The sequence below is a fragment of the uncultured Bradyrhizobium sp. genome (assembly GCF_964252615.1).
Classification (GTDB): Bacteria; Pseudomonadota; Alphaproteobacteria; order Rhizobiales; family Xanthobacteraceae; genus Bradyrhizobium.
Window position 1 is genome coordinate 17,935 of the sequence record NZ_CAXUNQ010000012.1, and the last position, 13,843, is coordinate 31,777.

The window sequence follows — 13,843 nt, forward strand, 5'->3', positions numbered from 1 at the left end:
TTCGGGAAGCGGGTTCAGAACTTGATTCGCACGTCGGCTATGTAGGTTCGCTGCGGAAACGGATGGAACAAGGTGTACTTCGCATTCCCCACGTTATCGATGCCGAAGGACGCCGTTGCGGTTTCGGAGAATTTGTATTGAGCACGGAGGTCGACCACCGTGAACGGATCGAACGCCTGGAAGACGTTTTGCACCGTGTCGGTATTGTCGAGCGTCGAAAACTGCTTGCTGCTGTGCCGCAGCGCCGCGGTGAAGGCCCAAACCGCGTTCGGCCGATAGGTCGCCCCGGCGGTGACGCGCCATAATGGAATGTTCGGCACCCGCTTGCCGACCGCGCTGGTGCCGCCGACGGTGCTGACGAAGGTCGGATCGCTGACGATGCGGGCGTCGGTGTAGGTGACGCTGCCGAACATTTCCAGCCCGTGAATGCCGACATTGTCCTTGCGGGCGGCGAGTTCAACGCCGCGGGCTCGCGTCGCATCGACATTGGTGGTGAAGGTGGCGGTCGGACCGCTGTTGCCGTTCAAAAAACCCAGTTGCGAAATAAGCGCGTCGCGGACGTTCTCATTGAACAATGATAGCCGCACCTTGCCGTCGATAAAGCGCCGTTCCAGCGCGATCTCCTCGCTTAGCACCTGTTCGGGCCGCAAAAACGGATTCGGCACGGCAAGGTTCACGCCGGCGGTAACGGCCTGATAGAGTTCGGCGACGGTCGGAAATCGCGACGCTTCGCCGATCGATGCGGTCGCCAGCCATTCGCGCGAAGGCTCGAAAGCAAGCGACGCCTTGGGCGAAAACGCCGCCGCGCCGAGTTCCGGCTGGATTTTTGCCAGCGTGCTGGTGATGCTGCCGTTGGTCGGACTGCCGACCGTGTTGTCGGTGGTGGTCAGCACATTGGATCCGTCGAACGCCCGCCAATCCTCCAACCGTCCGCCCAGCGTCAGCTTGAACATCGGCGCGAAACGCCAGGCATCCTGCGCCCATGCCGAAAATGTCCGCGTGGCGCCGACGCCGGCGCTGTAGAGCGAATTGGTCTGATCCGGGCCGGCATTCCACGTCGGCGTCTGATAGGTCGGATTGTTCAGATAGTAGCGGTCCGCATGAAGGCCAAAGCTGACCTCGTGCGCGTCGTCGGGCCGCCAGATGCCCTTGGCGTCGGCATTGGTCCAGTTGGTGCCGTCCAACCGCGCAATTTTTCCGTAAGGCGTGAAGGCGGCGCTGTTCTGGACGACGCTGAAGGGCAAGCGCTGGATATCTTGCAGATAATCATAGCGCGAGACCGCGAGATCGAAATCAAAGAGGCCTTTGGTATCGGACTTGATCGAGACCGCGTTGGCGAAATGCTTTTCGCCGAGCGTATAATAGTTGCCGGCAAACCCGGGAATGTTTCCGAATGTCGGATTGCCTGCGGCGTTCTGCAGATAGGTCTGTACATCCGATCGCGCGTCATTGGACCAGTAGCCGATGCTGTAGGTCGCCTTCACCAGCGGCGTGATGTCGTAGAGGAACTTGCCCTTCACATTCGCCATTTCGGTGTGCAGCAACCCGCCGGCGCCGGCGACGTTGGCGATGGTGCCGGGAACGCGGCCGGATTGCGGGATCACGCCGGCAACGCCGGCGGGAAGCGGGGTTGCAGTCGTCACCCATGCCAGCGGCTGGCTGTAGCTGTTCTGGAAATTGCCGCTGATGAAATATGAAAAATTATCCTTCCTGTCGCCGACCGAAACGCTGGTCTGGTCGGTGCGGTAAGTGTTCCTGGTCTTGTAGAAATCAAACGTCTGCAATGCCTCGGTCTGTTTCGCGGTCATCTCGAACTTTTCCGGCATGCGCGTCGTGATCAGCAGAACGCCCCCGACCGAGTTGCCGGGATAGGCCGCCGAAAACGGCCCGTACAGGAAGTCGACGCGCTGGATTTCCTCCGGCGCGACCAGGCCCCAGCGCGGCGCGCCGATGGTATTGTTGTTGCCGATCAGCGCGCTGAGCAGGATGTCGTCGGCATAGACCAGGCTGCGCGCGCTCGCGCCGAGACCGGATGTGCGGGTCGCCAGTACCGGCTGGGTGTCGCCGTAGTTGCGCTTGCGCACGAACAGGCTCGGCAGATATTTCACGGCATCCTCGGTATCGACGATATTGACCTTCTCCTGGATGTCCTTTGCCGTGACGGTCTCGGAGGTCTGCGGCAGTTGGTATCGTTGCTTGATCGGCGGCGTGCCGGGAACCGCCGCGCCGCCTCCCTCGGCGTTGACCACGACAACGGGGACTTGCCGCGGCGGCGCCGTGACGGCCCGCGATCGCCGCGCAATCGAACGCGACACCGGCGCAGGTTTCCGTGCCACGCGCTTCACGACCGCCGGTGCCTCGACGGTGACGGCAGGTAGATCATGGTTGGCGCTTGCAATCGTTGCCGGCGCAAGCAGAAGCGCCACAACGCCCACGCCGCCGAGAGCATGAACACGAAACATCGGAAAATCCTGACACCGGCCATGGCTGGCCTGCCCAACTGCATCGATCGGCGCGGTTGGCCGCGCCGATCGCGAGGAAACCGTGTGAGGTCAGGAAAAGGCCGGTGGCGCGCGCGGCTGGGCGTGCGAGCCCGCTCTGGAACGGAACAGGTCGGGCGCAGCATCGATCCAGATCAGCCGCTCGGCATGGCGATCGGGCGCGGCGACCGCGGCCAGCGGCGTGTCTACCGGCGCGCCGGTATGAACCACGCTGCAAACCGAGCAGCATCCGTCATGGGCGCGATGCTGGCTGGGTTGATCGGGCTGGCCTGATGTCGAACCGGCATTGCCATGGCAAATGGCGGCCCCATGCAGCGGATCGGATGCGGCGATGCTGGCGGCCCACGTTGCTCCGATTGGCGCGAAAATCTGCACCAACATTGCAATCAGCACGATCGGAACAAATTTCCCCAGTCGCCGGCGCATTCAACCACCCCCTCCGACTGCGCTAATCAATCATGCCAGGAGTCGGAAGTCGAGTTGTAGTGCTCAAGATTTCGCGTGCTGCGCTATTTTCGACACAGGAACGGTGACTTCTCAAATACGGGTTGTTGCGGGCAAGAGGGCTGACACATAAGGTTATTCTTGAAAAAATGCACATTCGCATTTGAGGCCGCTCGTGAGAACTCCCCTGCTTGCACTGGTGATCGTCCTGTCGTTGGCAGCCGAAACGTCCGCACATTCGGAAACACCGGAACAATGGGTCGAGTTGGGCGCGCGCATTCACGGCACGTTCGGAGCCTTCATCCCCGTTGGCATCCGGATCGGTCTCGATGCTAAAAAGAAATTGAGGGCGGAGGCGCGCGGTCTTGCCGTGACCTACTATAATGGCGAGAAGCCGCCATGCCCCTGCGTCGCAGATGGCGTCATGATCGCGACGCAGGCCAGTCCTGGACAAGGCACGCTGCAGATCGCTCTCGAAAAGGCGCCCCCCGGGCTTATGGCCTTGATCGTCATTCGCAATCGAAACACCGGAGAAGCCCTTAAATACTCGGTCTCCGACGAGTGGCTGCCGAAAATCCTCGCTTGGAATAAATCGGAACCGTTGGCCAGATTTGATGCTGCTATGGCGGCGGAAGGGTTATTCGTGTCCCAGGCCGCGCCTTAAATTAGGAAGGCACTCAACAACGATCCGGACTGTTGGCAAAAGCTCCCAACGCCCGCGCATGGTCCCTACTCCTATCTCCATCATCCAGTGAGTCGAGATCAGGTTCCTGAGGATTGGCGCGTGCGCCATTCTCAACACACAACGTTGGGTATGAAAATAATGCAACTCGTAGTCGTAAAATGCCATTCGTTTCGCAGACTGCTTGAATTTTGAACAATCGTTGCCGAAATTGGTGACAAGTCAAAAAAGATCAGCTACCAGTGCGGGCTCAGGCTAACCGAAAGGTTGAAGTCTGGTGGTCCAAGTCTCGGGAGGAGCCCGGCGCGCACAAGCAGCGTCACCCCGTCAAGCAAAGACAAATCTCATCTTCGGGGAAACAGGGTCGACACAATTTTTAGAGCGGGGTCTTGGCCCTGCTCTTTTTTTTGGAGGCTACCTCGCAATGCTCACGACAGGGCCGCGATGACGGCAGCCGGCAATCCAATTCACCGGAGCTTTGAACTGGCGGCGAAGCGCTGCGAGGATCTGACGCCGCTGGTCTACCGCCGCCTGTTCCGCGAGCATCCGGAAGCGGAATCCATGTTCCGCAGTGAAGGTGCTGACCTTGTAAAGGGGTCGATGCTGGCGCTGACCATCGACGCAATCCTGGATCTCGCCGGCGACCGCAGCGGCCATTTCCGCATGATCGCGTGCGAGCTGCAGTCGCACGAGGCCTATGGCACGCCGCGCGATCTGTTCGCAGCGTTCTTTGGCGCGATCGCGGCTACCTTGCGCGACATACTCGATACGGAATGGTCATGGGAGACCGAGCGGGCGTGGCGAAGGCTGCTTGTGGAGATTGAAACAATCGTCACACAACAATAAACGCCTAAAGCGGTATTCCCATCAGTTTCGAGAGCCGCTCGATATTGAGATAGCCGGCATTGTAAGCGGCGATAGCGACCGCATAGATCACCGCCGAGATCACGGTGGTCCAGATCAGCTTGCGCCCCATGCGCGCCATGATCGGCGCGCCCGGATCGGTGCCGGCGGCGCCCTCGCCGTCCTCATGCTGGCTGCGCACGCCGAACGGCAGCGTCACGAACAGCGTAATCCACCAGATCACAAAGTAGATCGCCAGCGCGGTCGAGATCGAATAGGCCATCGCGGTTCAGGTCTGTTCGATTTCGACAAGCGCGCCGGAAAAATCCTTCGGATGCAGGAACAGCACTGGCTTGCCGTGCGCGCCTGTTTTCGGCGTCCCGTCGCCGAGCACCCGCGCGCCAGCCTCGACCAGGGTGTCGCGCGCCGCGATGATGTCGGGTACGTCGTAACAGATGTGATGGATGCCGCCGTCGGCGTTGCGCTCAAGGAATTTCGCGATCGGCGAAGCCTCGCCCAGAGGCTGGATGAATTCGATCTTGGTGTTCGGCAGGGTCACGAATACGGTGATCACGCCGTGCTCCGGCAGCGGCACCGCCGCGGAGATGTCGGCATTGAACGCCGCGCCATAGATTTTCGCGGCTTTTTCGGCATCCCTGACCGCGATCGCGACGTGATTGAGCCGGCCTAGCATGACGCCTCCTGCTTGTAATTTGACGCGTTTTCCTGACGCGAACCGGTTTCCACTTCGTTCGAAAGGCCATGTTATCTCAAACGGTCAGAACATGGACGTAGCAGAGCGGCTTCTTGCCCCACTGCTCGTTGACGGCGGCGCGCACCGCGCGGCGCACCGACTCCGCCAGCGCGTCGGGGTCGCGCCGCCGCGCCCGCGGCAGCCCCTCGACCGTCGACACCACGGCGTCGAACACGATGTCGTCGATCACCTCGCCGGCCGTATTCTTTTCCGGGATGCCGACCAGATCGACCTCCGGATCGTCGGCCAGTTCGCCTTTGTCGGTGACGGCAATGGCGACGAAGGCGCAGCCGGCAAAGGCCAGCCGCCGCCGTTCGACCACCGCGCGCGATTTCGAATCTTCAAGGATCGAACCGTCCTTGTAGAGCCGGCCCGACGGCAGTTGCTCGATAACGGACGGATCGCCCGGCCCGAGCCGGACCAGATCGCCGTTCTTGCAGGTCAGCACCCTGGGCACGCCGGCGGCGCGCGCCAGTTTTGCGTGCTCGAACAGGTGCAGCGCCTCGCCGTGAACCGGAATCAGCAGTTGCGGCCGCACCCAGGAGATCATGTCGCGCATCTCATCGCGACGCGGATGGCCGGACACATGCACCAGATGGGTACGATCGGTGATCACCTCGACGCCCTGGCCGATCAGCCCGTTGATGATGGCGCCCACGGACTTCTCGTTGCCGGGAATGGTGCGCGAGGAAAAGATCACGCAGTCGCCCTTGTTCAGGGTCACCTGCGGATGATCGTCATTGGCGATGCGCGCCAGCGCCGCGCGCGGCTCGCCCTGGCTGCCGGTGCACAGCGCCAGCACCTTGTCGGGAGGAAAATGGCCGTACAGATCGGCGCCGCGGAAACTCTGCACGCCGTCGAGATATCCGGTTTCGCGGGCCACCTGGACCACGCGCTCCATGGCGCGGCCGACCACCACCACCTCGCGCCCGGCGGCCTTTGCGGCGTCCGCGACCGCGCGCAACCGCGCCACGTTGGATGCGAAGGTGGTCACGGCCACCCGGCCCTTTGCCGCTTTGACCAGTTCGGCGATGGTTTTTGCGACCTCGGCCTCCGACGGCGAGCGTCCTTCCCGCACCGCGTTGGTGGAATCGCCCACCAGCGCCAGCACGCTGGCGTCGCCGAGTTCGCGCAGGCGCCGCTCGTCGGTCGGCACGCCGATGATGGGCGTCGGATCGATTTTCCAGTCTCCGGTATGCAGTACGGTCCCGGCGGCGGTATGGATCGCCAGCGCATGCGACTCCGGAATCGAATGCGCCACCGGAATGAATTCGACGCTGAACGGGCCGAGATCGATACGTCCGCCCGACGGCACCACGGTGACCGGAATTTTCGGTAGGTTGCGCTCCGAGGCGCATTTGGCCTCGAACAAGGCGGCCGAGAACTTGGTCGCGTAGATCGGGCATTTCAGCTTCGGCCACAGGTCGATGATGGCACCGAAGTGATCCTCATGGGCGTGCGTCAGCACCAGTCCGATCAAATTCTTCCGCTCCTTTTCGAGAAAGCGGATATCCGGCATGATCAGATCGATCCCCGGCAGATGTTCCTCGTCGCCAAAGGACACGCCGAGATCGACGGCGATCCAGGAGCGCTGATGACGATCGCCGAGGCCGTAGACCGACAGGTTCATGCCGATCTCGCCGACGCCGCCCAGCGGAGCAAAGGTCAGTTCATCCGGCCGCATCACGCTGCTCCCGCGGAAGCTGCCGAGCCGAAATAAACATCGCCGGCCGAGATCGGGATCCGCCTGCCGTCGGAGGTGCCGACGATCATGCAGCCGCTGTCGTCGATGGTGTCGAACATGCCCGTCACCGTCGAACCACCGGACTGAATGGAGACCTGCTGGCCGAGCCCCGCCGCGCGGTCGAGCCAGAGTCGCTTGATTTCACCGAAACCGCGGCCGTTGTCCCAGATGCTGCGCTGCTCCGCCCAGGCGTCGGACAACGCCGCGAATAATTCCTCCGCCCCGGCCGTGATGCCGAATGCTGCCAGCGAGGTCGCGGGAGTTGGCGTTCCCTCCGGGGCGGCGACTACATTGGTGCCGATTCCGACGACAACAGCCAGGCAATCCCCGATCGCCTCCGCCTCGAGCAGGATGCCCGCCAGTTTCTTGTTCCCGGCCAACACATCATTAGGCCATTTAAGCCGCAATTTCATCTCGTCCGATCCCGCCGACGCTTCGCCGCCCAGCTTCTGTAACGCCGTTTCGAGCGCCAGTCCCGCGGCGAAACCCAGCGTCGCCGCGACGGCGGGCGGCACGTCGATCACCTCGACCACGCTGCTGGCGAGGTTGCCGCGCGGTGCGATCCAGGAACGATGCCGCCGTCCGCGCCCGGCGGTCTGCTCCGATGTGACGATCCAGATCGGTCCGCGTTCGCCGTGGCGCGCCCGCGCCAACGCCTCGGCATTGGTCGATCCAAGCTGATCGAAGGCGGCGAGCCCGTAGCCCGCCGACACCGCGCGCGGACCCAGAAAGAATGTCATCTAGAACAACGATTTCGCCGCTACCGTAGCCGCGCTGACCAGCGGGCCCGGATAGACGAAGAACAGGATGTTGAACAGGCCCGCCACCGCCAGCACCGTGCGCAGTTCCACGCGCATCGGATCCAGCGCGGTGAGCGGCTGGTCGAAATACATGACCTTGATGATGGTGAGATAGTAAAACGTGCCGACCACGCTGGCGAGCACGCCGACCACGGCCAGCGTGAACAGGCCGGCCTTGATCGCGGCCACGAACACATAGAATTTCGCGAAGAAGCCCGCGAGCGGCGGAATGCCCGCCAGCGAGAACAGCAGCATCGCGAAAAAGAATGCCAGCAGCGGATTGGTGCGCGACAAGCCCGCGAAATCGCCGATGGTTTCGACGTGCCGGCCGTTGCGCTTCATGGTGAGAATCACCGCGAAGGTGCCGAGCGTCATCGCGACGTAGATCGCGATATACACCAGCACGCCCTGCGCCCCCTCGACCGTGCCGGCGGCAAGGCCCACCAGCGCAAAGCCCATATGGCCGATCGACGAGTAGGCCATCAGGCGCTTGATGTTGCTCTGCCCGATGGCGGCGAACGAGCCCAGCACCATCGAGGCGATGGCGACGAATACCACGATCTGCTGCCACTGCGAGACGATGCCCGGGAAGGCCGTCAGTGCCACGCGGGTGAATACCGCCAGGGCGGCGACCTTCGGCGCCGAGGCGAAGAACGCGGTCACCGGCGTCGGCGCGCCTTCGTACACGTCCGGAGTCCACATGTGGAACGGCACCGCCGAGACCTTGAAGCAAAGCCCCGCGAGCAGAAACACCAGCCCGAACACGATGCCGATGCTCCCTTCTTTCGCCGCCGCCGCGATCCCTGTGAAGCTCACGGTGCCGGTAAAGCCGTAGATCAGCGACGCGCCGTACAGCAGCATGCCCGACGACAGCGCGCCCAGCACGAAATATTTCAACCCCGCCTCGGTGGATCTGGCGTTGTCGCGGTTGCTGGCCGCGACGACGTACAGCGCCAGACTCATCAGCTCCAGGCCGAGATAGACCATGATCAGGTCGCCGGCCGAGATCAGCACCATCATGCCCAGCGTCGAGAGCAGCACCAGGATCGAATATTCGAAGATGCGGCGGGACGGGTCGGCCAGAAATTCAGTCGAGAGGACCAGTGTCGCCGCCGAGCCGATCAGCGCCAGGATCTTCAGGAAGCGCGCGAAATCGTCGACGATGAAGCTGCCGCCGAAGGTCGTCAGCTTTCCACCCGGCAGCATGAATTCCAGCACCCCGGTGATCACGAGCAGAGCAAAGCCGAGCCCGGTGACGAGACCGGTGGTCTGCGGCCCGCGATAGGCGCCGATCATCAGCAGCACCATGCTGCCCGCAGCCAGCACGAGTTCCGGCAGCACGGGAAGCAACTGATAACCTGCGGTCTCAAAACTCATAATTCTTGTCCTGACCCGGGTCGGTCATTGCAGCAGCGCCGCTGCCTTCACGGCAGACGTCGCAGCGGCGTAATTATTGACGAGGAGCTGTACCGATGCCGCCGACATGTCGAGCACCGGTTTTGGGTAGACGCCGAACAGGATGGTCAGCACCACCAGCGGCATCAGCGTCAGGCTTTCGCGCAAGGTGAGATCCTTGATGCTCGCCAGCGACGGTTTCACCAGCGCGCCGAAAACCACCTTGCGATACAGCCAGAGCGCATAGGCCGCCGACAGGATCACGCCCAGCGTGGCGACGGTCGCGGTCGGAATCGAAACCTTGAAGGTGCCGATCAGGGTCATGAACTCGCCGACGAAGCCGGATGTCCCGGGCAATCCTACATTGGCCATGGTGAACACCATGAACACCAGCGCGTAGAGCGGCATGCGGTTGACCAACCCGCCATAGGCCAAGATTTCACGGGTATGCAGGCGGTCGTAGACGATGCCAACGCAGAGGAACAGCGCGCCGGAGACGATGCCGTGCGACACCATCTGGAACACGCCGCCGGCCACGCCCTGGGTGGTGCCGGCGAAAATCCCCATGGTGACGAAGCCCATATGGGCGACCGACGAATAGGCGATCAGCTTCTTGATGTCTTCCTGCATCAATGCCACCAGCGAGGTATAGACGATGGCAACTGTCGAGAGCGTGAAAATCAGCGGCGCAAAGTCGTGGCTGGCCAGTGGAAACATCGGCAGCGAGAACCGCAGAAAACCGTAGCCGCCCATCTTCAGGAGGATCGCCGCCAAGATCACCGATCCGGCGGTCGGCGCCTCGACATGCGCGTCCGGCAGCCAGGTATGCACCGGCCACATCGGCATCTTCACGGCGAAGGATGCGAAGAACGCCAGCCACGCCCAGGTCTGCAGGGACCGCGGCACGGCGGTATGCATCAGCGTCGGGATGTCGGTGGTGCCGGCGTTCCAGTACAGCGCCATGATCGCCAGCAGCATCAGCACCGAGCCCAGCAGCGTGTAGAGAAAGAACTTGAAGCTGGCATAGACCCGGCGCGGGCCGCCCCAGACGCCGATGATCAGGAACATCGGGATCAGGCCGCCCTCGAAGAACAGGTAGAACAGCACCAGGTCGAGCGCCGAGAATGTGCCGATCATCAGCGTTTCCAGCAGCAGGAACGCCATCATGTATTCGCCCACGCGCGCCGTGATCGACTTCCAGCTCGCGACGATGCAGAACGGCATCAGCGCCGTGGTCAGGATCACGAACGGCAGCGAGATGCCGTCGACACCCATGTGATAGGTGATGGCGCTGGCCAGCCACGGCGCCTTTTCGACGAACTGAAAATCCGGCTGCGCCGGATCGAAGCGCATCACCAGAATGAGCGATACCGCGAAGGTGATCAGCGTCGTCCACAGCGCGATCCAGCGCGCGTTGCGGTTCGCCGCCCCGTCATCGCCGCGCGCCAGCCCATAGACCAGCAGCGCGCCGAAGCCCGGCAGGAAGGTGACGACGGAAAGGATGGGCCAGGTCGTCATCACTGGCCTCCCGCGCCGAACATGAACCAGGTGATCAATCCGGCGACGCCGATCAGCATCGCAAACGCGTAATGATAGAGATAGCCGGTCTGCAGCTTCACCACGTTGCGGGTGACGTCGAGCACCCGCGCCGAGACGCCGTCGGGCCCGAACCCGTCGATGACAAAACCGTCGCCCTTCTTCCACAGAAAACGGCCGAGCCACTTGGCGGGACGCACGAAGATCAGGTCATAGAGCTCGTCAAAATACCATTTGTTGAGCAGGAAACGGTAGAGCATCTGGTGCTGGTTTGCGAGTTCGACCGGCAGATAGGGCCGCCGGATGTAGAACAGCCAGGATACCACGAAGCCCAGCGCCATCATTACCGTCGGCAGGAACGCAATGGCTTCGGGGACATGATGCATTTCATCGATGATGTGCGGATGCATCTTCACCGACTCGCGGAAAAATTCCTCCACGCCGTGGCCGGCGAACAATTCCTTGAACGGGAAGCCCGCCAGGATCGATCCCGCCGCCAGGATGCCGATCGGAATCAGCATCCAGACCGGGCTTTCATGCGCGGCGTCGTAATGTTCCTGATCGTGCGGCTCGCCATGGAAGGTCTTGAAGATCAGCCGCCACGAGTAGAACGAGGTCAGACCGGCGGCGATCACCGTCATCAGGAAGCCGTAGAACGCGAATGGATTGTGCGACACGTAAGCGGATTCGATGATCGCGTCCTTGGAAAAATACCCGGCGGTGAGCGGAAAGCCGGTCAGCGCCAGGGTGCCGATCACCATCACGACGTAGGTATAGGGGATCTTGTCCTTCAGCCCGCCCATGTTGCGGATGTCCTGCTCGTGGTGCATCGCGTAGATCACCGAACCGGAGCCCAAGAACAGCAATGCCTTGAAGAAGGCGTGGGTAAACAGATGGAACATGCCGACCGAATAGGCCCCTGCCCCCATCGCCACGAACATGTAGCCGAGTTGCGAACAGGTCGAATAGGCGACGATACGCTTGATGTCGTTCTGCACCAGGCCAATGGTCGCGGCGAAGAACGCCGTGGTCGCGCCGATGAACATCACGAAGGCCTGCGCGTTCGGCGCGAGTTCGAACAGCGGCGACAGCCGCGCCACCATGAACACCCCGGCGGTGACCATGGTCGCGGCGTGGATCAGCGCCGACACCGGGGTTGGGCCTTCCATGGCGTCCGGCAGCCAGGTGTGCAGCAGGAACTGGGCGGATTTGCCCATCGCGCCCATGAACAGCAGCAGGCAGGTCAGCGTCAGCGCGTCGGCATGCCAGCCGAAGAAATCGATGGTCTTGCCGGCGAGCGCCGGCGCGCCGGCGAAGATGGTCTCGAAATCGGTCGAGCCGATCAGCAGGAACACCGCGAAGATACCGAGCGCGAAGCCGAAATCGCCGACCCGGTTGACCACGAACGCCTTGATCGCCGCGGCATTGGCCGACGGCTTCTGATACCAGAATCCGATCAGCAGATAGCTCGCCAGCCCGACGCCTTCCCAGCCGAAGAAAAGCTGCACCAGGTTGTCCGCCGTCACCAGCATCAGCATCGCGAAGGTGAACAGCGAAAGGTAAGCGAAGAACCGCGGCCGGTTCGGATCCTCGTCCATGTAGCCGATCGAATAAAGATGCACGAGCGACGAGACGGTGTTGACCACGACCAGCATCACCCCGGTGAGCGTGTCGACCCGCAGCGCCCACGCCACCTGAAGGTCCCCCGAGTTGATCCAGGAAAACAGCGCGATGTGCGCATCGTGATGCATGAAGCCGACATCGACCAAAGCGACCCACGATAACGCAGCCGCGACCAGCAGCAATCCCGTGGTGATCAACTCGGCCGCGCGCGAGCCGGCGGCCGGCGGCTCCGCAACATGGTGATCGTCGTGGTCGTGGCCGTCATGCGCATCGGGCTCGTGGTGCGAGGCATGAATGACGCCGGCATCCTCGGTGACCGAGGGGACGCCGTGACCATGCGCATCCTCGCGATGCTCGACGATGTCGCCGCTCGGATTGCGCGCATGGGCGCCGAATATCGAGATCAGCCCCGCGAGGATCGCGCCGATCAGCGGCAGAAAAACGATTGCCTGGATCACTCGCGTTAGCCCTTCATCAGATTGACGTCTTCGACCGCGATCGAGCCGCGGTTGCGGTAGTACACCACCAGTACGGCCAGGCCGATCGCCGCTTCCGCCGCCGCCACCGTCAGCACCAGCAGCGCGAACACCTGGCCGACGATGTCGCCGAGAAACGAGGAGAATGCCACCAGGTTGATGTTGACCGCGAGCAGGATCAGTTCGATCGACATCAGGATGACGATGATGTTCTTGCGGTTGAGAAAGATACCGAGGATGCCGAGCGTGAACAGGATCGCGCCGACCGCAAGGTAATGTCCAAGACCGATGGTCATTGCACCCACTCCGGCGCGTCCGATTCCCGCAGCCCCTGCCCCGACGCCACCTTGCGCACGCTCATGGCAAGCTCGCGCGTCCGCGCATTCTGCACATTGATGTCCTGCCGCTTGACCTTGGCCTTGTGGCGCAGCGTCAGCACGATCGCGCCGATCATCGCCACCAGCAGCACCATGCCGGCGATCTGGAAGTAATGAATGTACTTCGTATAGAGCACCATGCCGAGAGCGGCGGTATTGCTGAGATCGCCGGGGATCGGCGCGGTGATGGATTTGGTAATGGCCGGATTGATGATCCAGCCGCCGGCGACCAGCAGCAATTCGGCGAGAAACACCGCGCCGATCAACAAACCGACCGGCAGGTATTCCAGAAAACCTTCCCGCAGCTCCGTGAAATCGACGTCCAGCATCATGATCACGAACAGAAACAGCACCGCGACCGCGCCGACATAGACCACCACCAGGATCATGGCCAGGAATTCCGCGCCGAGCAGCATGAACAAGCCCGACGCGTTGACGAAGGCGAGGATCAGATACAGCACCGAGTGCACGGGATTGCGCGACACGATCACCATCACCGCCGATGCCACGCAGACGCCTGCGAACAGATAGAAGAACAGCGCGGCAAGGATCATGCGGACGCCCCTTCCGTCATTCCGGGGCGCAGGCGCCCTTGCGCGCGCGAACCCGGAATCCAGACGCCTGTCGTGTTGCCGGATTCCGGGTTCGCGCGAAGAGGCACGCCCCGG

Annotated in this window: 13 protein-coding genes; 2 read left to right on the forward strand and 11 right to left on the reverse strand. The window is 62.4% G+C overall.

Annotated elements, in window-relative coordinates; all coding sequences use genetic code 11:
• Positions 1-14: 14 nt before the first annotated feature.
• Together ACFE72_RS09245 and ACFE72_RS09250 are read right to left on the reverse strand one after the other, a co-directional pair.
• Positions 15-2,462: a TonB-dependent receptor gene (locus ACFE72_RS09245; protein WP_375412787.1), complete on the reverse strand. Its 2,448-nt coding sequence runs from the start codon at positions 2,460-2,462 to the stop codon at positions 15-17.
• Between the two features lie 90 nt (positions 2,463-2,552).
• A complete protein-coding gene (locus ACFE72_RS09250; RefSeq protein ID WP_375412788.1) occupies positions 2,553-2,927 on the reverse strand; it encodes a DUF2946 domain-containing protein in 375 nt (124 codons plus the stop codon).
• A gap of 193 nt (positions 2,928-3,120) precedes the next feature.
• Between ACFE72_RS09250 and ACFE72_RS09255 the strand changes: the two genes are divergently transcribed.
• Positions 3,121-3,609 (forward strand): formylmethanofuran dehydrogenase subunit E family protein, encoded by a 489-nt coding sequence (locus ACFE72_RS09255; RefSeq protein ID WP_375412789.1) that lies wholly within the window; start codon positions 3,121-3,123, stop codon positions 3,607-3,609.
• Positions 3,610-4,071: 462 nt separating this feature from the next.
• Positions 4,072-4,473, forward strand: a complete 402-nt coding sequence (locus ACFE72_RS09260) for a globin (protein WP_375412790.1) — start codon at positions 4,072-4,074, stop codon at positions 4,471-4,473.
• Between the two features lie 4 nt (positions 4,474-4,477).
• On the opposite strand, the gene ACFE72_RS09265 is transcribed toward ACFE72_RS09260, so the two are convergent.
• The 9 genes from ACFE72_RS09265 to ACFE72_RS09305 all read right to left on the reverse strand — a co-directional run bounded on the left by ACFE72_RS09265 (position 4,478) and on the right by ACFE72_RS09305 (position 13,729).
• Positions 4,478-4,753: a DUF1467 family protein gene (locus ACFE72_RS09265; protein ID WP_375412791.1), complete on the reverse strand. Its 276-nt coding sequence runs from the start codon at positions 4,751-4,753 to the stop codon at positions 4,478-4,480.
• Positions 4,754-4,759: 6 nt separating this feature from the next.
• Entirely contained in the window at positions 4,760-5,164 is a 405-nt protein-coding gene (mce, locus tag ACFE72_RS09270) for a methylmalonyl-CoA epimerase (protein WP_375412792.1), read from the reverse strand.
• A 76-nt stretch (positions 5,165-5,240) separates the two neighbouring features.
• Positions 5,241-6,911: a ribonuclease J gene (locus ACFE72_RS09275; protein WP_375412793.1), complete on the reverse strand. Its 1,671-nt coding sequence runs from the start codon at positions 6,909-6,911 to the stop codon at positions 5,241-5,243.
• Positions 6,908-7,708 carry a biotin--[acetyl-CoA-carboxylase] ligase gene (locus ACFE72_RS09280; RefSeq protein ID WP_375412794.1) on the reverse strand — a complete coding sequence of 267 codons (801 nt, stop codon included), beginning with the start codon at positions 7,706-7,708 and terminating at the stop codon, positions 6,908-6,910. Before ACFE72_RS09280 ends, ACFE72_RS09275 begins: the two co-directional genes overlap by 4 nt.
• Complete coding sequence (gene nuoN, locus ACFE72_RS09285; protein ID WP_375412795.1) at positions 7,709-9,145, reverse strand: NADH-quinone oxidoreductase subunit NuoN; 1,437 nt, start codon at positions 9,143-9,145, stop codon at positions 7,709-7,711.
• Between the two features lie 24 nt (positions 9,146-9,169).
• Positions 9,170-10,681, reverse strand: a complete 1,512-nt coding sequence (locus tag ACFE72_RS09290; RefSeq protein ID WP_375412796.1) for an NADH-quinone oxidoreductase subunit M — start codon at positions 10,679-10,681, stop codon at positions 9,170-9,172.
• Positions 10,681-12,780: an NADH-quinone oxidoreductase subunit L gene (gene nuoL, locus ACFE72_RS09295; protein WP_375412797.1), complete on the reverse strand. Its 2,100-nt coding sequence runs from the start codon at positions 12,778-12,780 to the stop codon at positions 10,681-10,683. Before nuoL ends, ACFE72_RS09290 begins: the two co-directional genes overlap by 1 nt.
• Before the next feature lie 5 nt (positions 12,781-12,785).
• A complete protein-coding gene (gene nuoK, locus ACFE72_RS09300) occupies positions 12,786-13,094 on the reverse strand; it encodes an NADH-quinone oxidoreductase subunit NuoK (RefSeq protein ID WP_327568612.1) in 309 nt (102 codons plus the stop codon).
• On the reverse strand, positions 13,091-13,729 hold the full coding sequence (locus ACFE72_RS09305) for an NADH-quinone oxidoreductase subunit J (protein WP_375412798.1): 639 nt from the start codon (positions 13,727-13,729) through the stop codon (positions 13,091-13,093). Before ACFE72_RS09305 ends, nuoK begins: the two co-directional genes overlap by 4 nt.
• Positions 13,730-13,843 lie beyond the last annotated feature (114 nt).

Excerpts from the sequence above, each read along its gene's own strand:
- ACFE72_RS09245 (WP_375412787.1), bottom strand. The coding sequence starts at position 2,462 with ATGTTTCGTGTTCATGCTCTCGGCGGCGTGGGCGTTGTGGCGCTTCTG.
- ACFE72_RS09250 (WP_375412788.1), bottom strand. The coding sequence starts at position 2,927 with ATGCGCCGGCGACTGGGGAAATTTGTTCCGATCGTGCTGATTGCAATG.
- ACFE72_RS09260 (WP_375412790.1), top strand. The coding sequence starts at position 4,072 with ATGACGGCAGCCGGCAATCCAATTCACCGGAGCTTTGAACTGGCGGCG.
- ACFE72_RS09265 (WP_375412791.1), bottom strand. The coding sequence starts at position 4,753 with ATGGCCTATTCGATCTCGACCGCGCTGGCGATCTACTTTGTGATCTGG.
- mce (WP_375412792.1), bottom strand. The coding sequence starts at position 5,164 with ATGCTAGGCCGGCTCAATCACGTCGCGATCGCGGTCAGGGATGCCGAA.
- ACFE72_RS09280 (WP_375412794.1), bottom strand. The coding sequence starts at position 7,708 with ATGACATTCTTTCTGGGTCCGCGCGCGGTGTCGGCGGGCTACGGGCTC.
- nuoN (WP_375412795.1), bottom strand. The coding sequence starts at position 9,145 with ATGAGTTTTGAGACCGCAGGTTATCAGTTGCTTCCCGTGCTGCCGGAA.
- ACFE72_RS09290 (WP_375412796.1), bottom strand. The coding sequence starts at position 10,681 with ATGACGACCTGGCCCATCCTTTCCGTCGTCACCTTCCTGCCGGGCTTC.
- nuoK (WP_327568612.1), bottom strand. The coding sequence starts at position 13,094 with ATGACCATCGGTCTTGGACATTACCTTGCGGTCGGCGCGATCCTGTTC.
- ACFE72_RS09305 (WP_375412798.1), bottom strand. The coding sequence starts at position 13,729 with ATGATCCTTGCCGCGCTGTTCTTCTATCTGTTCGCAGGCGTCTGCGTG.